The 23,063-nt window shown below is 64.5% G+C and carries 19 protein-coding genes; 12 read left to right on the top strand and 7 right to left on the bottom strand.

Features of this window, described 5'->3' with window-relative positions:
• The 4 genes from AC1D34_RS14370 to AC1D34_RS14355 all read right to left on the bottom strand — a co-directional run.
• Nucleotides 1-834, bottom strand: an 834-nt coding sequence (locus tag AC1D34_RS14370) for an AAA family ATPase (protein WP_476824570.1), incomplete at its 3' end; no start/stop codon positions are given.
• 171 nt (nt 835-1,005) lie between these two features.
• On the bottom strand, nt 1,006-2,154 hold the full coding sequence (locus AC1D34_RS14365; RefSeq protein WP_476824569.1) for a glycosyltransferase family protein: 1,149 nt from the start codon (nt 2,152-2,154) through the stop codon (nt 1,006-1,008).
• On the bottom strand, nt 2,151-3,407 hold the full coding sequence (locus AC1D34_RS14360) for a glycosyltransferase (protein WP_476824568.1): 1,257 nt from the start codon (nt 3,405-3,407) through the stop codon (nt 2,151-2,153). The genes AC1D34_RS14365 and AC1D34_RS14360 overlap by 4 nt, the downstream gene beginning before the upstream one ends.
• Nucleotides 3,404-4,066: a class I SAM-dependent methyltransferase gene (locus AC1D34_RS14355; RefSeq protein WP_476824567.1), complete on the bottom strand. Its 663-nt coding sequence runs from the start codon at nt 4,064-4,066 to the stop codon at nt 3,404-3,406. The genes AC1D34_RS14360 and AC1D34_RS14355 overlap by 4 nt, the downstream gene beginning before the upstream one ends.
• 84 nt (nt 4,067-4,150) lie before the next feature.
• Here AC1D34_RS14355 and AC1D34_RS14350 point away from each other — a divergent pair, with 84 nt between their 5' ends.
• The gene (locus tag AC1D34_RS14350) at nt 4,151-4,696 is read left to right on the top strand and encodes a hypothetical protein (RefSeq protein ID WP_441505683.1); all 546 of its coding nucleotides are present in this window, start codon (nt 4,151-4,153) and stop codon (nt 4,694-4,696) included.
• Between the two features lie 3 nt (nt 4,697-4,699).
• Here the strand turns inward: AC1D34_RS14350 and AC1D34_RS14345 are convergent, their stop codons facing one another.
• The 3 genes from AC1D34_RS14345 to AC1D34_RS14335 are packed head-to-tail and all read right to left on the bottom strand — an operon-like array spanning nt 4,700 to nt 9,754.
• The gene (locus AC1D34_RS14345) at nt 4,700-6,553 is read right to left on the bottom strand and encodes an adenylate/guanylate cyclase domain-containing protein (RefSeq protein WP_441493204.1); all 1,854 of its coding nucleotides are present in this window, start codon (nt 6,551-6,553) and stop codon (nt 4,700-4,702) included.
• Between the two features lie 16 nt (nt 6,554-6,569).
• A complete protein-coding gene (locus AC1D34_RS14340) occupies nt 6,570-7,019 on the bottom strand; it encodes a cyclic nucleotide-binding domain-containing protein (protein ID WP_441493203.1) in 450 nt (149 codons plus the stop codon).
• Complete coding sequence (locus AC1D34_RS14335) at nt 7,016-9,754, bottom strand: ABC transporter transmembrane domain-containing protein (protein ID WP_476824566.1); 2,739 nt, start codon at nt 9,752-9,754, stop codon at nt 7,016-7,018. Before AC1D34_RS14335 ends, AC1D34_RS14340 begins: the two co-directional genes overlap by 4 nt.
• Nucleotides 9,755-9,949: 195 nt before the next feature.
• Between AC1D34_RS14335 and AC1D34_RS14330 the strand changes: the two genes are divergently transcribed.
• The 11 genes from AC1D34_RS14330 to AC1D34_RS14280 all read left to right on the top strand — a co-directional run.
• Complete coding sequence (locus tag AC1D34_RS14330) at nt 9,950-10,897, top strand: polysaccharide lyase family 20 protein (RefSeq protein WP_441493201.1); 948 nt, start codon at nt 9,950-9,952, stop codon at nt 10,895-10,897.
• Between the two features lie 101 nt (nt 10,898-10,998).
• Nucleotides 10,999-12,879, top strand: coding sequence for an ABC transporter ATP-binding protein (locus AC1D34_RS14325; RefSeq protein WP_441493200.1), 1,881 nt, complete (start codon nt 10,999-11,001; stop codon nt 12,877-12,879).
• Nucleotides 12,879-14,837, top strand: coding sequence for an ABC transporter substrate-binding protein (locus AC1D34_RS14320; protein WP_441493199.1), 1,959 nt, complete (start codon nt 12,879-12,881; stop codon nt 14,835-14,837). The genes AC1D34_RS14325 and AC1D34_RS14320 overlap by 1 nt, the downstream gene beginning before the upstream one ends.
• 6 nt (nt 14,838-14,843) lie before the next feature.
• Nucleotides 14,844-15,842: an ABC transporter permease gene (locus tag AC1D34_RS14315; RefSeq protein WP_441493232.1), complete on the top strand. Its 999-nt coding sequence runs from the start codon at nt 14,844-14,846 to the stop codon at nt 15,840-15,842.
• Nucleotides 15,839-17,014 (top strand): ABC transporter permease, encoded by a 1,176-nt coding sequence (locus AC1D34_RS14310; protein ID WP_441493198.1) that lies wholly within the window; start codon nt 15,839-15,841, stop codon nt 17,012-17,014. Before AC1D34_RS14315 ends, AC1D34_RS14310 begins: the two co-directional genes overlap by 4 nt.
• A gap of 103 nt (nt 17,015-17,117) precedes the next feature.
• The gene (locus tag AC1D34_RS14305; protein WP_476824565.1) at nt 17,118-18,191 is read left to right on the top strand and encodes a glycosyltransferase family 4 protein; all 1,074 of its coding nucleotides are present in this window, start codon (nt 17,118-17,120) and stop codon (nt 18,189-18,191) included.
• Entirely contained in the window at nt 18,188-18,961 is a 774-nt protein-coding gene (locus tag AC1D34_RS14300) for a polysaccharide deacetylase family protein (protein WP_441493196.1), read from the top strand. The genes AC1D34_RS14305 and AC1D34_RS14300 overlap by 4 nt, the downstream gene beginning before the upstream one ends.
• Nucleotides 18,962-19,113: 152 nt before the next feature.
• Nucleotides 19,114-20,397, top strand: a complete 1,284-nt coding sequence (locus tag AC1D34_RS14295) for a glycosyltransferase family protein (RefSeq protein ID WP_441493195.1) — start codon at nt 19,114-19,116, stop codon at nt 20,395-20,397.
• 147 nt (nt 20,398-20,544) lie between these two features.
• Nucleotides 20,545-21,780, top strand: a complete 1,236-nt coding sequence (locus AC1D34_RS14290) for a metal-dependent hydrolase family protein (protein WP_476824564.1) — start codon at nt 20,545-20,547, stop codon at nt 21,778-21,780.
• A 193-nt stretch (nt 21,781-21,973) separates the two neighbouring features.
• Complete coding sequence (locus tag AC1D34_RS14285; protein WP_244523418.1) at nt 21,974-22,792, top strand: ABC transporter permease; 819 nt, start codon at nt 21,974-21,976, stop codon at nt 22,790-22,792.
• A gap of 3 nt (nt 22,793-22,795) precedes the next feature.
• On the top strand, nt 22,796-23,063 hold a 268-nt coding region (locus AC1D34_RS14280), incomplete at its 3' end, for an ATP-binding cassette domain-containing protein (RefSeq protein WP_476824563.1).

Raw genomic sequence — 23,063 nt, 5'->3', positions numbered from 1 at the left:
ATTCTCGGCCCAGGTGATGACCGTGCGCGGGCTCATGACGGTCGAGAGATCGCCGTTCATGAAGGCGTTGCGTGTCAGGTCGGCGACGCGGACCATCTTGTTGACGATGTCCTTGCCCTCGGGCGAGGCCTGATAATGCTTCGACTTGGCGAGCACGATCGCGACTTCGTTGTCGTGCGGCAGGTAGTTCAGCGTCGTCACGATCGACCAGCGGTCCATCTGGCCCTGGTTGATCTGCTGGGTGCCGTGATAGAGGCCCGACGTGTCGCCGAGGCCGACCGTGTTCGCCGTGGCGAACATGCGGAAGGCAGGGTGAGGGCGGATGACGCGCTTCTGATCGAGCAGCGTCAGCTTGCCGGACTGCTCGAGCACGCGCTGGATCACGAACATCACGTCCGGGCGACCGGCGTCGTACTCGTCGAAGACGAGCGCGATGTTGTTCTGCAGCGCCCAGGGCAGGATGCCGTCCTGGAACTCGGTGATCTGCTTGCCTTCCTTCAGCACGATCGCGTCCTTGCCGACGAGATCGAGGCGCGAGACGTGGCTGTCGAGGTTGACGCGCACGCAAGGCCAGTTCAGGCGGGCCGCGACCTGTTCGATATGGGTCGATTTGCCTGTGCCGTGATAGCCCGAGATCATGACGCGTCGATTATGCGCGAAGCCCGCGAGAATCGCGATCGTGGTGTCACGGTCAAATCGGTAGTCGACGTCGAGATCGGGCACATGGGCGTCGGCCTGCGAGTAGGCCGGCACTTCGAGATCGGAGTCGATCCCAAAAGTCTGGCGCACCGACAGCTTCATATCGGGAAGGCCCTGGGCAATCGTCGTCGTCATTGTCTTGTCTCCGGGCGCAGAACAGTGCCGGGCGAACCACCGGTTGTCCCACTGCCGACCGAAAGGGGAGGCGTACGAAACCTAATTAGTGCGAAAGCGTCGGAGCGGCAATTCGCAAACCGCCGCAACGGCAATACGCAGGAGGCATGTCGCAAAAGACATGCCGAGCGTTCAGGCGCGTTCGGCCAGCAGCTTCGCAATGATCGCGACGGAGGTTTCGGCCCCTGCCCTGTCGATCGTGAGCGGTGGGGGCGCATCTGCCCCCAGCATCTCCGTCACCGCTTTCTCCAACCTGCTCGGTGTCAGCGAATCAGGTCCGGTCAGGCGCAGACAACGTGCGAGGCCTGCATGCTCCATCGCCTCGGCGCGGATCGCCTGCTCGGTCTCGTTTCCGGCATCGAAGGGCACCACGATCGCCGGCCGCCCGGCGCGGACCAGGTCGAGCACCGTGTTGTAGCCGGCCTGGCTGATCGAAAGCGCACAGCCTGCAAGCAGTCCGGGGAAATCCGGTCTCGCACGTTCGACGCAGACATGCGCCGGCGCCTTGCCCTCCAGGTCGGCGAATTCCTCTGCGCCGATGCCCTGACCGCCAAGGATACGCCAACGCCTGCGATTGCCCATCAGGGTCGCGGTCGCGATGGCAAGCTCGAACAGCGGCAAGCCAGCAGCCGAACCGCCTCCGGACACCACGATCTCGCCAGGCYCCAAGGGAGCGGCGCACTCCTCGGGGCCAGTCAGGTAACCGGTATAGCGCAGCTTTCGCGCCAGCTCTGGCGCAACCGGCCAGGACCGCTCCAGCGGCAGGAAGGCTCTGTCGCCATGGACGAGGACCGCGTCGAAATGTGCCGCGATGCGCGCTTCGGCCTCACGGATGCGATCGGCGCGCGGCGTCACCAGGACATCGCGCACCGAGGACAGGACCAGTGCCCGTGGATTGGCCGCCGCCGCCACGCTGATGAGGCCCAGAAACTCATCGCCCAATTGTCGGCGTCCGAACGGAAAATGCTCGGTGATGACGACATCGGGCCGGTGCTGCGCCGTGAGATCGCAGAGCATCTTCCGGCGCAAGGCGCGATAGTCCTGCGAAACCGGTCTCCCCTCCGGGTCGAGCAGGTTCCGGAAGTCAACACCCTCGACCTTGACCGGCGGCAACTGGGCAAAGGTGAACGAACCGTCCGGGACGGATCGCGGCGCGGCCCCGCCACTGACCAGCACRGTTTCGAATCCGGCGGCCCCAAGGGCGCGCGCAAGATGAGCGGCCCTGACAAGATGGCCGCTGCCGAGGAGGTGCGTGACGGCGATCAGGACGCGGGGCGTCATGATCGCCGCCGGTTCGCCGCGTCCAACAGCATCGCCTGGACCCGGTCGAGTCCCGCCGCTGCCGAAAACGCCTGCGCCAATCTCTGGAAGGCGGCCTCCCCAAGGGCGACGCGCCGTGTCGGGGACGACGCCAGATCGGCCAATTGCCGCGCCAGGGCCTCCCGATCGCCCGGCGCCACGAGCACACCTTCGACGCCTTCGCGTACGAATTCGGGAATGCCCGCGAAATCGGTCGCAACGATCGGCAGGGCTTGGCTTGCGGCCTCCATCACGACATTGGGCAGGCCATCGCGATCGCCATCGCCCGCCTGCTTCGAGGGCAATACGAAGAGATCCGCATCGCGCAGGGCCGCAATCACGTCCTGCTGCGCCTTCGGCCCCGACCAGGTGACCCGCTCCGCCAGTCCGAGATCCGCGGACAACGCCTTCAGCGCAGAGAGCTTCTCGCCGCCGCCGATATGGGTCAGCCGCCAGTGAAGCTCAGCCGGCAGCGCCGCCAGAGCTGCGAGCAGATCGTCGAAGCCCTTCTTCTCCACCGCCCGACCAATGGTGATGAAACGAACCGGATCGGCAGGGTCGCGACCATCGCGCATGATCCGCGCGACCGGAGGCGCGGGAAACCGCGCCAGGTCGAGCCCATGATAGAGCAGAGCGACCTTGTCGGTGCGATCCGCAAGCCGCGTCAGCTCCGCATGTCCATCACGAGTGCAGGTGACGCCCCATGCCGCGTCGGCGATCTTTTCGCGCTTCTCCCAGTCCGGGGTCGTCCAGATATCCTTGGCATGGGCCGAAAAGGACCAGCTCAAGCCACGCAGCAGCGCCGCGTAACGGATCACCGAGGCCGGCGTGTGCAGATAGTGAACGTGCAGATGGTCGATACTCCCCGGAAGTTCCCGCGCCATCACGCAGGCCTGGCCGAAGCGGCGCAYCCTGTTGCGCGTCGGATCACGGGCAAGATCGCGCAGGAAAACCGGCAGGAGCCGAAGGAATCCTGGCCGGAACAGAGCCCGCCCGATGCCGCGCAGCACACGCCCCGGCTCCTCGTGCAGATACTCCGGCAGGTATGTCACGGTTGCCGTGATCTGCTTGTGCATGAGGTGGCGTGCGCCATCCGTCGGCTGACGCAGCGACCAGATCGAAAAGGGCAGTGCGCGCTGCTGCAGGCCCAGCAATTCCTGCGCGATGAACGTCTCCGACAGGCGCGGATAGCCCTTCATCGCAATCGCGATCCGCGGCTCCTTCGCCTCGTTCATCGCCGGCCGATCAGCATGAAGCGCGTATAGTTCCTGCCCGGCAGCGCGCCGGAGAAATGGATCTCKGACAGTCCGACCTGCTCCTTGAACGCTTCAAGACTGGCGACGCAGCTTTTGTGGTCCGGCTCGCGATAATAATCGTTCGACTGCAACAGCACCGGCAGACCGGGCGGCAGCGATGCGACCCAGCCGGGCACATCGGCAAGATGCTCGCAGCTCGTGTTGATCACTAGGCCGGGCCGCTCCGGCTCCCTCGTGAAATCAAGCTGCATCATATCGGCAGTGACAGCGCCGAAGCGCTCTTCCGCAACATGGCGGCGATTCAGGCGTTCGGCGATCTCCGCACACGCGGGATCGCGGTCGAGGCTGACCACCCTGCCGAGGTCGAGCCGCGGATCATCCAGCAACAAAGCGCCGAGCACGCCATACCACGCCCCGAGCACCCAGACCGGCCCCTCCGGTCGCGGCAAAGTCTCGGCCAGCGCATCGACCAGCCAGCGCTTGGACGCGATCTGCTTGTGGTTGAAGGCGATCCAGAGTTCCGGCGGCATCCCCTGGCCGATCAGCCGCGCGAGMYCGSCCACGACCCTGTTTCCGGTCAGGGCTGCGACACCGCGCAGAATGTCGTAGAAGGCGTCCGAAGGCGTGTCCGTGGTCATGCCATATCGCGAAGGGATGGGATGAATTCGGCCGGACCATATGCAAGCCCGGATATAAAGGCCAGTCACGAGAATGACGGCGCAATGGCCCCTTCGGGAACCTTGTTGCCCCATCTCGCCGGCCCCGGCGCCTGCTTGAGACAGGTGCTCGCCGCGCACGCGGTGCGGCACTGCCCGCATATCGTGGAGATCGGGGGCGCCGGGCTGCCGATCACCGGCTTTCTCACCCATTCCCCGCAATCGGTGACGGTGATCGACCCGAAAATACCGGCTTTCAAAGCAGATATACTGAACGGAAAGCCCTGCACGGTCCTGCATCGGGCCGCCAAGCTTCAGGCCATCGCGCTTGCCCCGCCGAAGCCCTATGCATTGGTGCTGCTCGGCCTGTCGCTCAAGCCCTTCGGGGGAACCGCGGCGACCCCGCCCGAACTGCTCGCCCTTGCGGAAGCAGCCGAGACCCTTGTGATCGACTACGCGCTCGATCTGGAACGCGCCTGCGGCCAGATCGGCGCGATCACGGCGACGCGGCCGGCTCCGCCGCTTATCGATCTCGCCATGACGATCGACGATCCGGCATTGCGCAGCGCCGGATACGACCGCCGCCGCTTCCTGGTCTATGGCCCGCCCTGAGCCTCAGACGTCCTGATTTTCGGGCTTCTGGTCAGCCTGCGTCTTGGAGCGCCGTCCAGCCGGATTCGCGGGGGTGGGCGTCGCGGTGGGAGCCCGCTGCTCGCCATTGCCAGCATCCTGCGTCGCGCCTTGCGTCGCCACTGCGCTGGCGTCCACCGCGTCAGCCTCATCCGCAGCGTCGATGCGTGGCGTCCTGGCGAAGCCATAGGCCGCCATCGGCGCATCCCGGCCCTTGATCATCACCTTCAGCGGAACGGCTTCGGCAAAGCTCCGGCCGGTCACTGCAACAGTCGTCTCCGAAACCACGATATCGGCGAGAACACGCCGTGTCGCGGCCTCGAACTGGCTCGCGATCGCCACCGTCTCGCCGACCGTGATCTCATGCCGGCCGAGGCTGTCATTCTCGACCGCGCCGACGACAGCCTGGCCGGTATGGATGCCGATGCCGATCCGCAGCGGCAGCGGCAGGGCCGCGCTGAACTCACGATTCAGGGCGTCGACCGCCCGCACGATGTCGCCAGCGGCCGCGATCGAAGCCAGTGCCGCCTTGGCCGGGCTGGCTTCCAGGCCGAACACCGCCATGAAGCCATCGCCATAGAGAGCATCGATGCGCCCGCCATGAGCGATGATCGCCTGCGCCATCTCGTCGAAGAAGCGATTGAGCAATCCGATCAGCTCATGCGGCAGTTGACGCTCCGACAGCGCCGAGAAAGCGCGCAGATCGGCCACCATCACGGTCAGGCCGCGCCGGGCAATGGAACTATCCAGTTCGACGGCTCGTATGGCCGATCCCAGTTTGGATGCGAGCAACAACTGCACCTGCAGGTCGTCGCGTGGTCGGATCTGGCAGGCGAGGCGGACACGCGGCGGCGCCGAAATCCGACGCAGCAGCTTCGCCTCGTTCGGCCCTGGCGCCGGAAGCCCATCCGCACCATCGAGGACCAGCACGCGGCAGGTGGCACAGCGCGCCCGCCCACCGCAAAGCGCCGCATGCGGAATATTGAAGCGCCGGAACAGCTCAAGCACGGTCGGGCCGGGCACGACCTTGCGCACGCCATGGCCGACGAAGCGCACCGTGATCGCACGGGTCGTCCGCACCCGGAACTCGCGAAACGCAACGAAGATCGCGAAGGCGCCGACGAGCCCGAAGAAGCCACTCTTCACCCACATCTCATGCCAGTTGGACATCGCCGAACGGGCGTCGTTGCGCGCCTCCGGCGGCAGGGCCATTTGCACGGCCTCGCGCGCGGCGACGGAGAAGCCGATCAGGGCAAGAACCGGAATGAGGATCGCGACCAGAAGAAAGGGATCGCGCCACCGCGCATAGCTATCCCGGCTGCGCAGGATGAAGTGCAGGCCGATCATGCCATGCGTCCAGACCAGGAGCAGGAGCAGCGACTGCGCCAAGGCGTGCCCGGGCCAGAGCCGTCGCAGCACCGCGTGGTAGCTCTCGTCGATATGGAAATAATGCCCGATGATCCGGGTGCTGACGATATGGTCGACGAGCAGCAGGGGGATGGCGAGGCCCAGCGCGATCTGCAGGATTTCGCGCACCGGCATGCGGAAGGTCCGGCGCTGGGCGACTCGCACCAGGGCAAAGAGCGGGTGAACGATCAGAGCGCCATAGAGCGCGACGGTTCCCGGCCAGGAATGCCAGACAGCGTAGCGCCATTCCTGCACCTGCTCCATCGCCGCAACACCGGCGATCCCAACGGCATGGTTGAGGAAATGGGTCGTCGCGAAGACGAGCAGGACGAACCCTGACACCAGGCGGATATCCCGGCTCCAGGACGAAACCTGGCTCATGCCGGCATCGAATCCAGGCGAACGCTTCGTGCCGGTCTGCGGCAGACTCATGAGTTTTCCCGTGTCCTCAATGGACCTTCTCGCTATGCAGGACGTAATTGGCCAATCGGTACAGGCGCGAGGCCAGATCACGTGACAGCGCAACGCTGAAATCGGGAACGGTGCCGAGCAGTTCGAAGAACAGATCCTTCGGCAGGCGGAGCGCGCAGACCTCGGTCTTGGCGACAGCTTCGCCGAGATAGGCCTGGTCGCTCAGCATCGGCACGTCTCCGAAGATACTTCCCGTCTCGAACTGGAAGCGCTTGGCGGGGCGTTCACCTTCCATGTGGAGGAGCTCCACCTCTCCCTCCAGGATGAAGTAGACGCCTTGCGGCCTCTCTCCTTCCCGGATGATGACGGTCCCCGGCTCGAAATGCAGGCGTTCACCCATCAAGGCCACAAGCTTGAGCCGTGGCGCCGGCAGGCTGCGAAAGAGCGGTATGCTCCGCAGGCAGGCGATATCGCTTTCGAGCGTCATTGTCGCACCTCTACCCCCTCGGCGACCCGCAACGGAGATGAAACGGCCCGATGTTCCGTTTCGTCCTCGCCATCGCTGTCGCCGTCTTCAATCACGCCGAAGGATCCGTTGAACACGAGCCTCGGCGAAATGTCCCTGGCGAGACTACCATCACCAAGAAGTAGAAACAGTGTCATGCCGGCACAATGCTTGCGCAGGCGGCTGATGATTTCACCACCCTTGTTTGTCGTGGCAAGCAGCGCACTCGGATCGAGAATCGCGATCTGCGGCGTCTTGATCAAGGCTTGGGCGAGCGGGATCGCGAGCCGGATCCGGGCCGGCAGATAGCGGCCGCGCAGCCCGCAATCGGTGTTGAGTCCGACGCGATAGAGCGAGCCGTCCAGACCTGCGCGAGACAGCGCCGTTCGCATGATGTCGGCAACCTTGCGGCCGGCATCGCTGATGCCGAAGCCGATGCGCCCGAACAGAAGATTGTCGCGGATGCTGGCCCCATCCATGACGCGGTCCGGGTCATAGAAATCGACCGAACTGGCAGCATCCGCCGGCAAATGGGCCTTGAAACTTGCCCSCGCACGCAAAATCCGCCGCCGCAGGGCATCGTCCAGCAAGTTGAGGCGGTGCTTCGGTTCGATATAGCCGAGCGCGAGCGCCATCAGGTTTCGCTCCGTTTCCGGATCGAGCGGGCTGCGCATATCGTGCTTGGCAAGAACCGAGGCCAGGCTCTTCAGTATCTCGAGGTCGAAGTTCGTGCCAAAGGAATACCTTTCGAACAAGGCATGGCCGGCCGGCAGTCCCTCGAAGATCTCGACCACCGTCGAGACGATGCGCGCACCCACTTCGACGAGCGGCTCGATCAGCGCTTCGGCCTGCATCAGGGCGCGCGCATAGGGCTCCGCCAGCAGGGTATCATTGGCGAAACGCGCCCCCTTGCGCGCCCCGAAGATCAGGTTCTCCGCAATGGTCGCGTTGGCATTGTAGCGTTTGGGATCGAATGTCTCGACCAGTCCGGCAAGCTTGCTCTTGGACAGTTCCGCCGCCACGACCTTGCGGGCTTCGGTGATCCTGTCGATGATCGACTGGTCGAGCGGCAGGACGACCTTGCCGTCCAGTCCGAGCTCGTAGACGTCCTCGTCGCAGCCAAGGACCTCCAGAATCCGCTGGACATGCGCTTCAAGCTCGGCGGCGTCGGCGAGCCCCACCCCTTCATAGTCGGTCCAGTCGGCCGCAAACGAGAAKGGCGTATTGCCGGAGCGGACCGCTTCGATCAGCCGCCTGTGCTCTTGCGGCGTGATCGGTTCCTTTGGCTTCAGGCTCGGCCGCCGGCGCCTGAGGGGCAGCAGGATGTTGTCGCGCAGCGTGCCGTTGATGATCTCGACCTCCTGGCCGGCATAACCGATCAGATGGCTTGCCTTCTCGACCGAAAATCGCGCGAGGCTGGCCCTGTCGATCAGGACCCGTCCCGAATAGGACATGATCTGGCGGCCGAGGATGCGGCCGAAGACGTCGCGCGCTCCCCCCGGCGGCCCGATGACGGCAACGACGCTGGGACGGGGCACCTGAAACGACAAGGGCGACAGCAGCGGCTGGCCGCGGTTATCGAGCATCTGGACGCTGTCGAGCCTGATCTCGCCCTTGTCGGGCAGGTTCGAACAATCCTCCTCCTCGTCGAGCACCATTGTCTCGTCAGGGTTGAACTGGCCGACGACCTGTTCGTACTTGATGGTGACGTCGTTGCGCTGCTGATCCCAGTCGATCAGTTCCTTGATCGGCGGCGGCAGATCGCGATAGGCCGCGATCACGGCAACGAGCTGGCCGATATCGAGCCGGCCCTGCAGGGCAAAATAGCCCCCGACTGCGTAGAAGAAGAATGGCGTGATCTGGGCCAGCAGGTTGTTGAGGAACTTGACCGCGAATTTGCGCTTGTAGAGCGCGTAGCGGATGTCGAAAAGGTTGCCGAGACGCCCGGCAATATCCGACTGCATATAGTTGGTGACGCCATGCCCCTGAATGGTCGGACCGGCATCCACGATCTCGCCGATCCTCCCCGCGAGCAGGCGCGATGCGATCTGCCTTTCGCGGCCAAGCCGTAACTGCTCCCGCCGCAGGATCGGGATGATGATCGCCTGGGCGATCACGATGAACAGTGCGATCGAGCCCAGCCAGACGCTTTGCACCATGATGAAAACCAGCGCCGTCAACGCCTGGCTAAGCAGGAAGACCGGCTGGATGAAGGCATCACCGACGAAACCGCCGATCGGCTCGACCTCGTCCTTGATCATGCTTGCCACTTCGGCCGGCTTGACCGCCCTGATATCCTCCGGCTGGAAGCGCATGAGCTGGCTGAACAGGTCGTAGCGCATGCGCCTCAGCATCCGCTCGCCGAGGATGCCCTTGCGCACGTTGATCACGTATTTGAAGACGCCGTTGATCAGCACCAGCACAAGGAAATAGAAGCTCAGCCCGAAGAGCAGCCCGAGCTGGCCGACCTGGAAGCCGTCGAACAGGTGGACGCTGCCGCCGCCGAAGATGTCCGGCCAATGCAGCGTGATGTCCATCAGCGTCGCGCTGGTCTGGCCGTCCTTGAAGGCTCCGCCCTGGATCGCATCGTTGACGATGCGCTTCGGCACGACGAACGAGGCCCAGTTGAATGGAATTGAGGCAAGGATGATCAGCAGGACGACGATCTGTTCGCCACGGCTCTTCTGCCAGATGTAACGARAGAGGTTCGTCTCCAAGGGACGTCCTGTCTGGCGAACCGGATGGTGCACCGCTTATTGAGTTTCGCGTCATATGTGTGTCAGTCACGGCCCTTGCGCAATGTCGCAATGCGGCATGCCCACGGCTTGCTTGGCGCCCGGCCGCATGTTTCGATCACAATGCGCGGAGGAACGACGATGCGGCTGAGAGGTGTCGGACGGCGGTTGGCAGGGATGTCAGGGATTGCCCTGCTCGCGCTGACACCGCCGTCATTGGCTGCGGCACAGGACGGATCTTCGCTGCTCCTGAGGGATGCTTTCGATGCCGGGCGCTTCGCCCTCGAAGGCGGGCTCTATTATAAGGACAATGCCGAACAGCGCGCCGGACAGGTGACATTTCAGGAGAAAGGCGCCCTGGATGGCAGGGGCGCGCTCACCCTGTCGGTCAAGCCGCTCTGCGCGAAGGGCGCGCGCAATTGCAGCGAAAGGGCCGAGGTCTGGGAGAAGCCCGAGGTCCTGGCAAGCTACGATCAGACGGTCTGGCACGGCTTCGCCATGCGCCTCGACGATCCCGTGCCGCAGGACGATGCCCGCTATGTCATGGCGCAGTGGAAGCGCCAGATCACGCCCGGAGCAGAGGGAGATTATTCGCCCTTTCTGGCGCTCAGGCTGTTTCAGGGGCGGCTTGGTGTCACCGTAGAGACCGACATGATCGAGGTCTTTCCGATCGGCGGTGCAGAACGCCCAGACGGCTGCCTCCCCGGAGAGGCCCTGGCCGTGAACCGTCGTGTCGCGCGGCAGACCCGCGCTCTGGTGGCGCTTGAGACCGGCAGCACGCGGGCCGACTACCCCGCCTATTTCAATGCCTGCGCGCCAGGAATCCAGGTGACCCATCACGCCGGACTGCCGCCTGCTCGCGCGGGCTGGATCGACTTCGTTTTTCGCTCGAGCCCCGGCCCGCAGGGCAACGGCCATGTCGAGATCGTGGCGAACGGCCGACACGTCGCCACGATCAAGGGCCCGATCGGCCATCGCGGCCCGGGCCTCGGAAAGAAGCAGTATTTCAAGTTCGGACCTTACCGCGCCGCCAACACAGGCTCGTGGAGCGTAAGTTACGACGATTTCCGGCGCGGGCCGCGTTGCGCGGATGTCATCCGGAGCGGGCAATGTCCGCCGGAATGAGCGCGCGCAAGACAGAGATTGGCAAGACGCAACTTTCCACGTCTAGTGCCAGGGGACCCGGTGACCCGGGAGTGAATACGGGGTTCAGGCGCTAGCAGCTCATGGATATCTTGCGGATCAGCGATTTGCGGATCGGCTTCACGGTGCACGGGTTCGCCCGGGATGTCGTGAAGGGGGTCAGTCTGCGTGTCCCCGCGGGGAAGACAGTTGCCCTTGTCGGCGAGTCCGGATCCGGCAAATCGGTGATCTCGCAGGCGATCATGGGGCTCCTGCCTCGCGCGGGCGCCGTCACCGGCGGAGAGATCCTGTTTCGCGATCCGCTCGACCGGAGCACCGTGATCGACATTGCGGGCCTGACCGCCGAAGGCGAAGCGATACGCGCGCTGCGCGGCGGCCGTATCGGCATGATCTTCCAGGAGCCGATGTCCTCGCTCTCACCGGTGCACACCATCGGCAACCAGATCGAGGAAGCCCTGCAACTGCATCGCCCGACCGATGATGCTTCGGCACGCCGGCAGATCGAGACGATGCTTCGGCGCGTCGGCTTCAAGGACCCGGTGCGCGCCTACGGCTATTACCCGTTCGAGCTTTCCGGCGGTCTGCGTCAGCGCGCCATGCTCGCCATGGCCCTGATCTGCCAGCCCGCCCTGCTCATCGCGGACGAGCCGACCACTGCTCTTGACGTCACCATCCAGGCCCAGGTGCTCGACCTGATGCGAGATCTCCAGGCCGAGATGGGCATGGCGATCCTGCTCATCACCCATGATCTCGGCGTCGTTGCCAACATGGCCGACGAGGTTGTGGTGATCTATCACGGCGAGATCATGGAAAGCGGTCCTGTCGAGGATATCTTCCGACGTCCGCGACACCCCTATCTCAAAGCGCTGCTGAAAGCCTCGCCGCATTTCGACATGCAGGAGGGCGAGCGGCTGGTCGCATTGCGCGAGGCACGTGCCCAGCCTGTGGCAACGCCGCGTGCCGCCCCGCTCATCTCCCGGCCTGCCAATGCGCCGCCATTGCTGAGCGTGCGCCACCTGCGCAAGACCTACACGACCGGGTCACGCGGTTTCTTCGGCAAGGGCACCCAGGCTACGGTGCTTGCGGTCGACGATGTCGGGTTCGACATCGCACGCGGCGAATGTCTCGGTCTTGTCGGCGAGAGCGGCTGCGGCAAGACCACCGTCAGCAAGATCATCATGCGCGCGATCACGCCCGATGCCGGGGCGGTGACCTTCAATGACGGTTTCGGCCCGACAGACGTCCTCTCCCTGCAGGGCGAGGAGCTGCGGCGCTTCCGTCAGCGAGTCCAGATGATCTTCCAGGACCCGGTCTCGTCTCTGTCGCCGCGCATGACCGTCATGAACATCCTGCGCGAGCCGCTGGTGATTCACGAGCGCGGTGACGGCGCCGAGCAGACGGCCCGCGTGCGCAGCCTGATGGAGAGCGTCGGGCTCGATCCGCGCTTCCTCAGCCGCTACCCGCATTCCTTCTCCGGTGGCCAACGTCAGCGCATCGGCATTGCGCGCGCGCTCGCGCTCGACCCGGACCTGATCGTTTGCGACGAACCGGTATCGGCGCTCGATGTCTCGGTACAGGCGCAGATCCTCAACCTGCTCAAGGACCTGCAGGCCGAGCGCGGCCTCACCTTCCTGTTCATCTCGCACAATCTCGCCGTCGTGAACTACATGGCGGACCGGATCGCGGTCATGGCCAATGGCCACATCGTCGAACTCGCGCCGCGCCACGCCCTCTTTGCCTCGCCAGCTCACCCCTATACGAAAGCCCTGCTGCGCTCGGTGCCCTTCGCCGATCTCGACCGCAAGCTCGATTTCAAGCTCGTCGCACCCGGCGGCGCCTCCGATTACAGCCATTGGGCGCCGGCCTTCAGACCGGAACCCGGCGTCAGCCTCGAGCCGCTATCCCTGGGCGAAGGCCACTACGTCCTGGCCCGTCCGGAAGCAAACCACAGGGAGTTGGTCTGATGACATCCCGCCGGCAGCATCCCACACGCCGTACCGCTCTCTTGCTCGGAGCCGGCGCTCTCGCCGTTCAGGGCCTGCCGCGCGGCGTGCTCGCACGCGAACCCAACCCGATGGATTTCATCGACAGCCCATTCTGGGCCGAGAAGGTGGCGGCAGGCACCATGCCGGTGATCGCGCTTCGCCTGCCGGAAGAGCCCCGCGTGATCGAAGTGTCCGGCCCCGACCGTGTTCCCGGGCGGCATGGTGGCACGATGCGCATGCTGATGGGCGACCAGCGCGACATCAGGATGATGACGCTCTACAGCTATACCCGGCTTCTCGTCTATGACGACAACCTCGAACTCGCGCCGGACATCCTGGAGGCGGTCGACGTCAAGGACGGCCGTGTCTTCACGCTGAAGCTGCGCAAGGGGCATCGCTGGTCGGACGGCAGCCCCTTCACCACGGAGGATTTCCGCTACTGGTGGGAGGATTTCGCCAATAACCGGCGCCTCTCACCTGGCGGGCCGCCCCAGGCGATGCTCGCGGGCGGCGAGAAGCCGGTCTTCGAAGTGCTGAGCGAGACCGAGGTCCGCTACAGCTGGAGCAAGCCGAACCCGGTCTTCCTGCCCTCGCTCGCCGACGCCCAACCGACCTATATCTACATGCCTTCGGGCTACCTGAAGCAGTTCCACGAGCGCTACGCCGACAAGGTCACGCTCTATGCCCGCGTCAAGACGGCGCGCGTCAAGGACTGGGGCTCGCTGCACGAGCGGTTCTCGCGCATGTACAGGCCCGAGAACCCCGATCTGCCGACGCTCGACCCCTGGCGCAATCTGACATCGCTCCCCGCCGAGCAGTTCGCTTTCCAGCGCAACCCCTATTTCCACCGCGTCGACCAGGCCGGGCGGCAGTTGCCCTATGCCGACGAAGTGACAATCACGATTGGCACGAATTCGCTGATCCCCGCGAAGACCGCAGCCGGCGAGAGCGACCTCCAGGCGCGCTATCTCCGTTTCGACAACTACACCTTCCTGAAGGACGCCTCGAAGCGGATGAATTTCGACGTCAGGCTCTGGAAGCGGGCCGAAGGCTCCTGGTTTGCGCTGATGCCGAACCTGAATGCCATCGATCCGATCTGGCGCGATCTCAATCGCGATGTCCGTTACCGCCGCGCCCTCTCCGTCGCGATCAATCGCAAGGACATCAACCAGGTGATCTTCTTTGGCCTTGCCAAGGAAAGCGGCAATACGGCGCTGCCCGAGAGCCCACTTTATGAYGCCGCCAACGCCAATATGTGGATGCAGGCTGACCGGGCGCTGGCCAACCGCCTGCTCGACGAGATCGGGCTGACCAAACGTGCCCCGGACGGCATACGGCTCCTTCCCAATGGCCAGCGCCTCGAATTTACCGTGGAAACCGCAGGCGAGAGCACCGAAGAGACGGACATCCTCGACCTGATCAAACAGGATCTGCAGGAGGTCGGGATCAAGATCTATCCCCGCTCGACCCAGCGCGACGTCTTTCGCCGCCGCATCCTGGCCGGCCAGACCGTGATGTCGGCCTGGGCGGGCATGGATAACGCGCTGGTCGCGGCCGAGATGGAACCCGATGCGCTCGCCCCAACGTCGTCGATGCAGTTCAACTGGCCGCGTTGGGGCCAGTTCCTGGAAAGCGGCGGCCGCGAAGGCGAAGAGCCTGACCTGGCCGAAGCGCAGGAACTGGTCAGGCTCTACCAGGCCTGGCGCGTAAGCGTGACCCATGACGAGCGCAGAGCGATCTGGCGCGCGATGCTGAGGATCAATGCCGAGCAGCTTTTCACCATCGGCGTGGTCAATGGCACGCTCCAGCCGGTCGTGGTCTCGCGCAATCTGCGCAATGTTCCCGAAAAGGGCCTTTACAGCTTCGAGCCGGGTGCCTTTTTCGGTCGCTACCTGCCCGATACCTTCTGGTTCGACGATGCTCAGGTGAAGAGCTGACCGATGCTGCTGAAATACATCCTCAAGCGCATCCTGCTGATGATACCGACGCTGCTGGTAACCAGCGCGTTGATCTTCACCGTCATCAACCTGCCCGAGGGCGACTATTTCGAGACGCTTGCCGCCGAGATGCAGGCCCAGGGCGAAAAGGCCGACCTCAGCCGCATCGAGTTCCTGAAGACGGAGTATGGCTTCGACAAGCCGCCGATCGAGCGCTATTTCCACTGGGTCACCGGGCTCATGCGCGGCGACATGGGCTATTCCTTCGAATATCAGCGCCCGGTAAGCGAGATCGTCGGGGATCGATTGCTGCTGACGATGATCGTCTCCTTCGTCACCATCATCTTCACCTGGGTCGTCGCCTTCCCGATCGGCATCTATTCCGCCACCCATCAATACAGCTGGGGTGACTACGGCCTCACATTCCTCGGGCTGATCGGGCTTGCCGTGCCGCATTTCCTGCTGGCGCTGGTCTTCATGTATTTCGCCAATGTCTGGTTCGGCACCTCGATCGGGGGGCTCGTCGATCCACAATATCTCAACCAGCCGATGAGCTGGGCAAAGCTCCGCTCGGTGCTGGAGCATCTCTGGATTCCCGTCATCATCATCGGCGCCGGCGGCACCGCCGGCATGATCCGCGCCGTGCGCGCCAACCTGCTCGACGAACTCCAGAAGCAGTACTACGTCACCGCCCGCGCCAAGGGGCTGCCGCCCGGCAAGGCGTTGCGCAAATATCCGCTGCGCATGTCGCTGAATTTCTTCATTTCCGATATCGGCGACATTCTGCCCTCGATCGTCTCCGGCGCGGAGATCGTCGCGATCGTGCTCTCGCTTCAGACGACCGGTCCGCTGCTGATCCGCGCCCTGCAGGCGCAGGACATGTACCTCGCTGGTTCCTTCCTGATGTTCCTCTCGTTCCTCACCGTGATCGGGGTGCTGATCTCGGACATCGCGCTGGCGATCCTCGATCCGCGCATCCGCCTCCAGGGAGCGGCCACCAAGTGAAGCCCGCTCTCCCGCCAGACGGCGCGCCGCTGCTGCATACGGCCTCGACCGCGCCGTTCGAACCCTACGCCGTCGAACGCATGACGCCTGAGCAGGAGCGCGTCTATCTCGCGTCACAATGGCAGTTGATGTGGTGGAAATTCCGCAAGCATCGGCTCGCGGTGATCTCCGGCGTCTTCATCATCCTCATGTATCTGACGGTGATATTCGCCGAGTTCCTGGCGCCCTACCATTACACCACCCGCAATACCGAATTCATCCGCGCCCCGCGGCAGGAGGTGCATCTCTTCCACGAAGGTCGCTTCCTCGGCCCCTTCGTCTATCCCTACACGCAGCGCCTCAACATGGAGAACCTGAAGCGCGAATACGATGTCGACCGCAGCCGGCCGCAGCCGATACGCTTCTTCTGCCGGGGCGACGACTACGATTTCTGGCGCCTGGTACCGGGCAGCCTTCACCTCGTCTGCCCTCCCAAGGACGGCACCCTGTTTCTCCTCGGCACCGATCGGCTCGGGCGCGACATGCTCTCGCGCATCATCTATGGCGGCCGGATCTCGCTCAGCATCGGCCTGCTCGGGGTCGGTGTCAGCTTCATACTCGGCGTCATCATCGGCGGTATCGCCGGCTATTACGGCGGCAAGATAGATCTCTTCATCCAGCGCGTGATCGAAATCGTGCAGTCCCTGCCGCATATCCCGCTCTGGCTCGCGCTGGCCTCGATCATGCCGCCATCCTGGAGCCCGCTGCTCGTCTATTTCGGCATCACGATGATTCTCGGCCTGATGGACTGGACCGGCCTTGCCCGCGCGGTCCGCTCGAAACTGCTCTCGCTGCGCGAGGAAGACTATGTCGTTGCCGCCCAGCTGATGGGCGCCAAGCCTGCGCGGATCATCGGCCTGCACCTCGTGCCGGGCTTCATGAGCCATCTCATCGCCTCGGCCACCATCACCGTGCCGAAAACGATCCTGGGCGAGACGGCGCTCAGCTTCCTCGGACTTGGACTCAGGCCACCGATCACCAGTTGGGGCGTGATGCTGAACGAGGCGCAGAACGTCAATGTGGTGGCGCTCTATCCCTGGTTGCTCTATCCGGTCGTTCCGGTGATCCTGATCATCCTGGCCTTCAACTTCCTTGGCGACGGCTTGCGCGATGCGGCCGATCCCTACCGCTGAGCGCGCCGCCACCTCCTGCTCGCGGACCTGACATCCTGTGCGGATCGCATTTCACACGCCGCTCAATGCGTATGAGGACGGCAGGATTTCCGGTGACCGGCGCATGGCGCACCAGCTCGTCGAGGCGATGACGCGCCTCGGCCATGCCGTCGCCCCGATAGCGGATGCGCGCTCCTATATGCGCAGCGCGGAGCCCGCGCTCCTGGATCAGCGCCTCGCCGAGGCGGCCGGCCGGCGCGATGCCTTGCTGGCCGCCTGGGAGACCAATGGCAACCGGCCGGGGCTCTGGTTCACCTATCACAGCTATTACAAGGCCCCCGACCTCCTGGGGCCCGAGATCACGAAGCGGCTCGACATTCCCTATGTCGTCGCCGAGGCAAGCGATTCCGGCCGGCGCTCCGAAGGGGAATGGGCCCGGCATGTCGCACTTGCAAGGCGCGGCTTCCGCGCCGCCGATCTGCATTTTTGTTTCACCGAGCGTGATCGTGGTGGCGTCGAGGCCCGCTCCTCGGACAGCACGCAATTCCTCGAGCTGCCCCCCTTCGTCGCGTTGGAGCCCTCCACTCCCCACCGCCGATCCGGTGCCGCGGCCACGCGCCTGATCACCGTCGCGATGATGCGCCCAGGCGTTAAGCTCGAAAGCTATCAAGCGCTTGCCGCCAGCCTCGCCCGCCTGATCGATCGTCCCTGGACGCTCACCATCATTGGCGATGGACCCGTGCGCGATCAGGTCGAAGCGGCCTTCGCGCCTCTCCCGCGCGAGCGCATCGAATGGCGCGGTGCGCTGGATCGCCCTGCCGTCGGCGCGGCGCTGGCGGAGCATGACATATTCGTGTGGCCCGGCATCGGCGAAGCCTATGGCCTGGTCTATCTCGAGGCCCAGGCTGCGGGTCTCCCGGTCGTCKCCTTCGACAGCGGCGGCGTTGCAGCCACCGTCCGGAATGGAGAGACCGCGATCCTGGTGCAGGATGGCGATCTCGCGGCTTTGGCAACAGCGTTGGTGGAGCTCGTCGAGAACACGAACCGGCGCGAAGATATGGGTCGCGCCGCGCGAAACTTCGTCCTGCGGGAACGGACGCTCAACCGGACGAGCGAGATCATCTCGCACGGTCTCGCATTGGCGCAGGCGGCTCGCGCCGCACATCGGGTCGCGCGCGCGGAATCGACCGGGCCATGAGCAACCCGCTCTGGGCTCTGCTTCTMGCCGAACTCGACCGCTGGAGCACGCAGGGCCGGCGCCTGCAGCTCTGGCTTCGCGATGACGACGCGATCGCCCCAAGCCCGCAGCTCGACAGGCTGGCAGCCCTGGCCGAACATTTCGATGCGCCCGTGCTACTCGCGGTCATCCCCTTCCTGGCGCAACCCGCTCTCTGCGAGCGCTTGCGGAGCGCCCCGCTCCTGCAGCCCTGCCAGCATGGCGTATGGCATCGCAATCACGCTCCCCAGGGCGAGAAGAAGTCGGAGTTCGGAAGCCACCGGTCTCGGGACATCATTGGCGCAGAGATCGCGGCTGGGCGACGCCGGCTTATGGATCTGTTTGGCCCGACCCTGCTGCCGGTCTTCGTCCCCCCGTGGAACCGGATCGACAGCGATATCGCGGCAGGCTTGCCGGAGCTCGGCTTCAGCGGGCTCTCCTGCTTCCGCCATTTCGGCTTCGCGGCGCCCCGCGGTTTTTCCGTCGTCAACACCCAGATCGACATCATCGACTGGCATGGCGGGCGCATCGGTCGCCCGGCCCCCGCCATTTCCGAGGAGATCGTCACGGAACTCACACGAAGACGTGAGGCTGGAATAGGCAACAGCCCACTTGGCCTGTTGCTGCATCACCGCGACCATGATGACGGGGCCTGGGCCGTTCTCGATGCCTTGCTCGGCTCAATGGTCCATCACCCCGCCGTGGAGTTGGTCGGCCCTCGACAGTTGTTTTCAGGCTCGAACACTGCCTAGAGTGAAGCTGCGACGCTGGGTGAGCGTCCGCCACCTGGCGAAGCCGGACTTGGATGGACGCGCGTGTGGCGCTATATCCGAATCCGAACAATTCTAGGTGCGTTCGCCCTCGCTCGAGGTCGTTTGGCCGTTTCGCGGAGGGCGAGCCGTCTATGCCGTATAACGTCATCGACATCGGCGGTGCCGACCGCGCGCCGCGCAGCCCTCAGGCCCCGAGGGTGCTGATCTACAGCCACGACACCTTCGGGCTCGGCCATATCCGCCGCTGCCGCGCGATCGCCAATTCCCTGGTCGCCAGCTATTCTCATATATCAGTGATCATCGTCTCGGGCTCGTCGATGATCTCGAGCTTTCAGTTCGGCGACGGCGTCGACTATGTCCGCGTTCCCGGCGTCGAGAAACAGGATGACGGGGGCTACGCCCCGCATCATCTCAATCTCGATCTCGGCGACACGCTGCGCCTGCGCGCCGACCTGATCAGACAGACCGTGCTGTCCTTCGATCCGGACGTCGTGATCGTCGACAAGGAGCCCGTGGGCTTGCGCGGCGAACTCTTGTCTTCACTCGAGATCCTGCGCCGGCGCGGTGCCCGCATCGTGCTCGGTCTGCGCGACGTGCTCGACGAGCCGAGCAAGGTCCTCGAGGAGTGGCGACATAGCGGCGCGCTCGAGGCACTGGGTTCGGTCTATGACGATATCTTCGTCTATGGGCTGGAAAGCGTCTATCAGCCGCTTCAGGGCCTGCCCGACCAGCATCTCTTCGCCGACAAGATCCGCTATACCGGCTATCTCAAGCGCGCCGTGCCAAGCCCGATGCCGCCGACCCGTCACCCGAAGATCACCAAGGGCCCTTTCATCCTGGTCACCCCCGGCGGCGGCGGGGACGGCATGGGCCTGACCGACTGGGTGATTTCGGCCTACGAATCCGACCCGACGATCGAGCTGCCGGCGCTGATCGTGTTCGGCCCGTTCATGTCGCGCGAGAAGCGCAAGGATTTCGCCGAGCGGATCGCTCGCATCCCGAAGCTCGAAAGCCTCGGTTTCGAGCCGCGCCTCGAACTCCTGATGAATCGCGCTCACTGCGTGGTCGCCATGGGCGGCTACAACACCTTTTGCGAGATCCTCTCCTTCGACAAGCCGGCGCTGATCGTGCCACGCGTCCGGCCACGGCGGGAGCAGAGCATCCGCGCCGAACGCGCCGACAGCCTCAAGCTTGCCACCATGCTGCACGACCCGCTTCAGGATGGTCAGGCTACGCGCGATCCGGCGATCATGGCTGCCGCCCTTCACGCCCTGCCCAAGCGCATGCCGCCGTCTCAGGCCTTCGTCCCGAGCCTGCTCGACGGCCTGCCCGCCATCAACCGCGCGCTTGCCGACGATCTCTCGATGCCGATCCGCGGCCGGGCGCTGGCCCAGAACAGCGCGGCGGTCAGCTGAGCTTGCGCGGGCCGTGCTCCACGGCCGCAAAGAGCGCCCGAATTCGCTTGAGAAAATGGGCTGACAAGGCTGCGGAAACTTCGTAATATATCAGCCAGGGAGAATGACGGTGCCGCACCGGCGCCTCTTCATGGGAGATCGTTCTCGATGGCGCAGCTGCTGTTCAAGAATTTCGCCATGCTCGAGCCCGACCATGGCGAATTGCGCCGCGGCTACGAATTGCTGGTCGAAGGCGATACGATCCGCGAGGTCTCCGACAAGCCGATCAAGACGGCCAAGGCTGATGTGATCGATTGTGGCGGGCGTACCCTGATGCCCGGCCTGATCGACAGCCATGTCCATGTCTTCCTCTCGGAAGTCTATATCCGCGCCATGGAAAGCATGCCGCTGACCCTGATGACGGCCCGCTCTGTCCGGCTGATGAAGGGCATGATCGATCGCGGCTTCACCTCGGTGCGCGACACCGGCGGCGCCGATTGGGGCATCAAGGAAGCCGTCGAAAAGGGCGATATCTCGGCTCCGCGCCTGTTCATCGCCGGCCAGGCGATCGGCCCGACCGGAGGCCACAGCGACCCGCGCCGGCGCACGGATTTCGGCGCCCGCTGCCATTGCTGCAACGCCATGGCCTATACGATGAACGTCTCCGACGGCGTTTCCGCAGTGAAGAAGTCCGTGCGCGAGCAGATGCGGCTCGGTGCCGACCACATCAAGATCATGATGTCGGGCGGAGTCGCGTCGCCCTATGATCCACTGGATTCGATGCAGTTCAGCGTCGACGAGGTGAAGGCGGCCGTCGAGGAGGCCAAGGCATTTGGCCGCTATGTCTGTGCCCATGCCTACACGCCTGAAGCGATCACCCGTGCCGCGCAATGTGGCGTTCGTGCCATCGAGCACGGCAATCTGATCGACGAGGCCTCCGCCAAACTGATGGCGGAGAACAATATGGTGCTCACCGCCAATCTCGTCGCCTATTACGCCATGAAGGAGCGTGCCGCCGAGTTCGGCATGACGGGGGATATGCTGGCCAAGAACGATCTGGTCATCGATGGCGGCCTGCGTTCGCTCGAGATCTGCAAGCGCGCCGGGGTTCCCGTCGCCTATGGCAGCGATCTGCTCGGCCAGCTCCAGGTCGATCAATCCCGCGAGTTCCTGCTGCGCAGCGAGGTTCTCTCGCYGATCGAGATCATTCGCTCCGCGACGACCGTCGGCGCCCATCTGCTGCGGATGGAGGGCAAGCTTGGCACGCTGTGTGCAGGCGCCTTTGCCGACATCATCCTGGTCGATGGTGACCCGTTGAAGGATCTCGGCCTCTTCCAGAACCAGGGCGCGGCTCTGTCGGCGATCATGAAGGGCGGGAACTTCCACAAGAACCGCCTGCAGTGAGAATCGGGCGGCGACAATGGGTCGACAAAAACCGGCTTGATTGTTTGTAAGTTGAACCGCAGCCTGCTGTCGGAGCGGATCGAAGGGCGGAGGGCATGGCAGTGACGAGCCGGCGGCAATCGCAGAGCGACCACAACACAACACGCCCGGCGTGGTCATCGCGGCTGGCCGATGGCCGGGCTGGATTCGCCGCTTGAGCGCCGCCCAGCGCCCAAGCTTCGGCCGAATCGCGCTGAATGGCGCTGCCGGCCTGTCGTTAGGCTTCATCCTGCTGCCGCTGGTCTTCGTGATCTGGCTCGCCTTCTTCCGGCAGGAGATTCCGTCCTTCCCGCCCGAAGGCTACTCCCTGAAATGGTTTGCGGCCGTTCCCGGGCAGAAGGCCTTTGTCGACGGCTTCATTCTCAGTCTGCAGGTCGGCGTGCTGGCGACCTTGATCGGGCTTGCGCTCGGGGTCCCGGCGAGCCTGGCGCTCGTCCGCCACCGCATCCCTCTAGGCCCGCTGGTGAATACCCTGTTGCTGCTGCCGCTGGTGATGCCGGGCATCGTGCTCGGCACCGCACTCTATGTCTTCCAGATCGAAACCGAGATCGCGACCGGCTGGCCGGTCCTGGGCTCGGCGGGCGGCCTCATCGCGGCCCATACGCTCGTGGTCGTGCCCTGGGTCGTCAGGCTGGTCACGGCAAGCCTTGCCGGCTTCGACCGCACCATCGAGGAAGCTGCTCAGAATTTGGGCGCCGGTCCCTGGAAGACCTTCTGGCGCGTCACCTTGCCAAGCATCCGGCCGGGTATCGTGGCAGCCGGCCTGTTCGGCTTCGTCACCTCTTTCGGCAATCTCGAAATGAGCCTGTTCCTCGTCGGACCGGGCCGCACGACCCTGCCGATCGCGATCCTGCAATATCTCGAATGGAAGATCGATCCGACGGTTGCTGCCGCCTCCGTCATCCAGATCGTTCTGATCGGCACCGCGATGATCATCACCGACCGTTACGTCAAGCTGAGCCGGGTGGTCTGACCCATGGCACGGCTCTCGCTCACCCATCTCCAGAAGGTCTATGGCGACTTCAACGCCGTCGACGACGTCACCATCGACATCGCCGATGGCGAGTTCCTGGTCCTGCTCGGTCCGTCCGGCTGCGGCAAGACCACGACCTTGCGCATGGTCGCCGGTTTTGTGCCGCCGAGCGCCGGCACGATCACCATCGGCGAGCGCGACGTCACCGTGCTGCCGCCCTGGAAGCGCAATTGCGGCCTGGTCTTCCAGAGCTACGCATTGTTCCCCCATC

Source organism: Allobosea sp. P1_A7 (assembly GCF_056406775.1).
The sequence above is the reverse complement of the archived record's forward strand: the minus strand, read 5'-3'. Positions and strand labels throughout refer to the sequence as shown.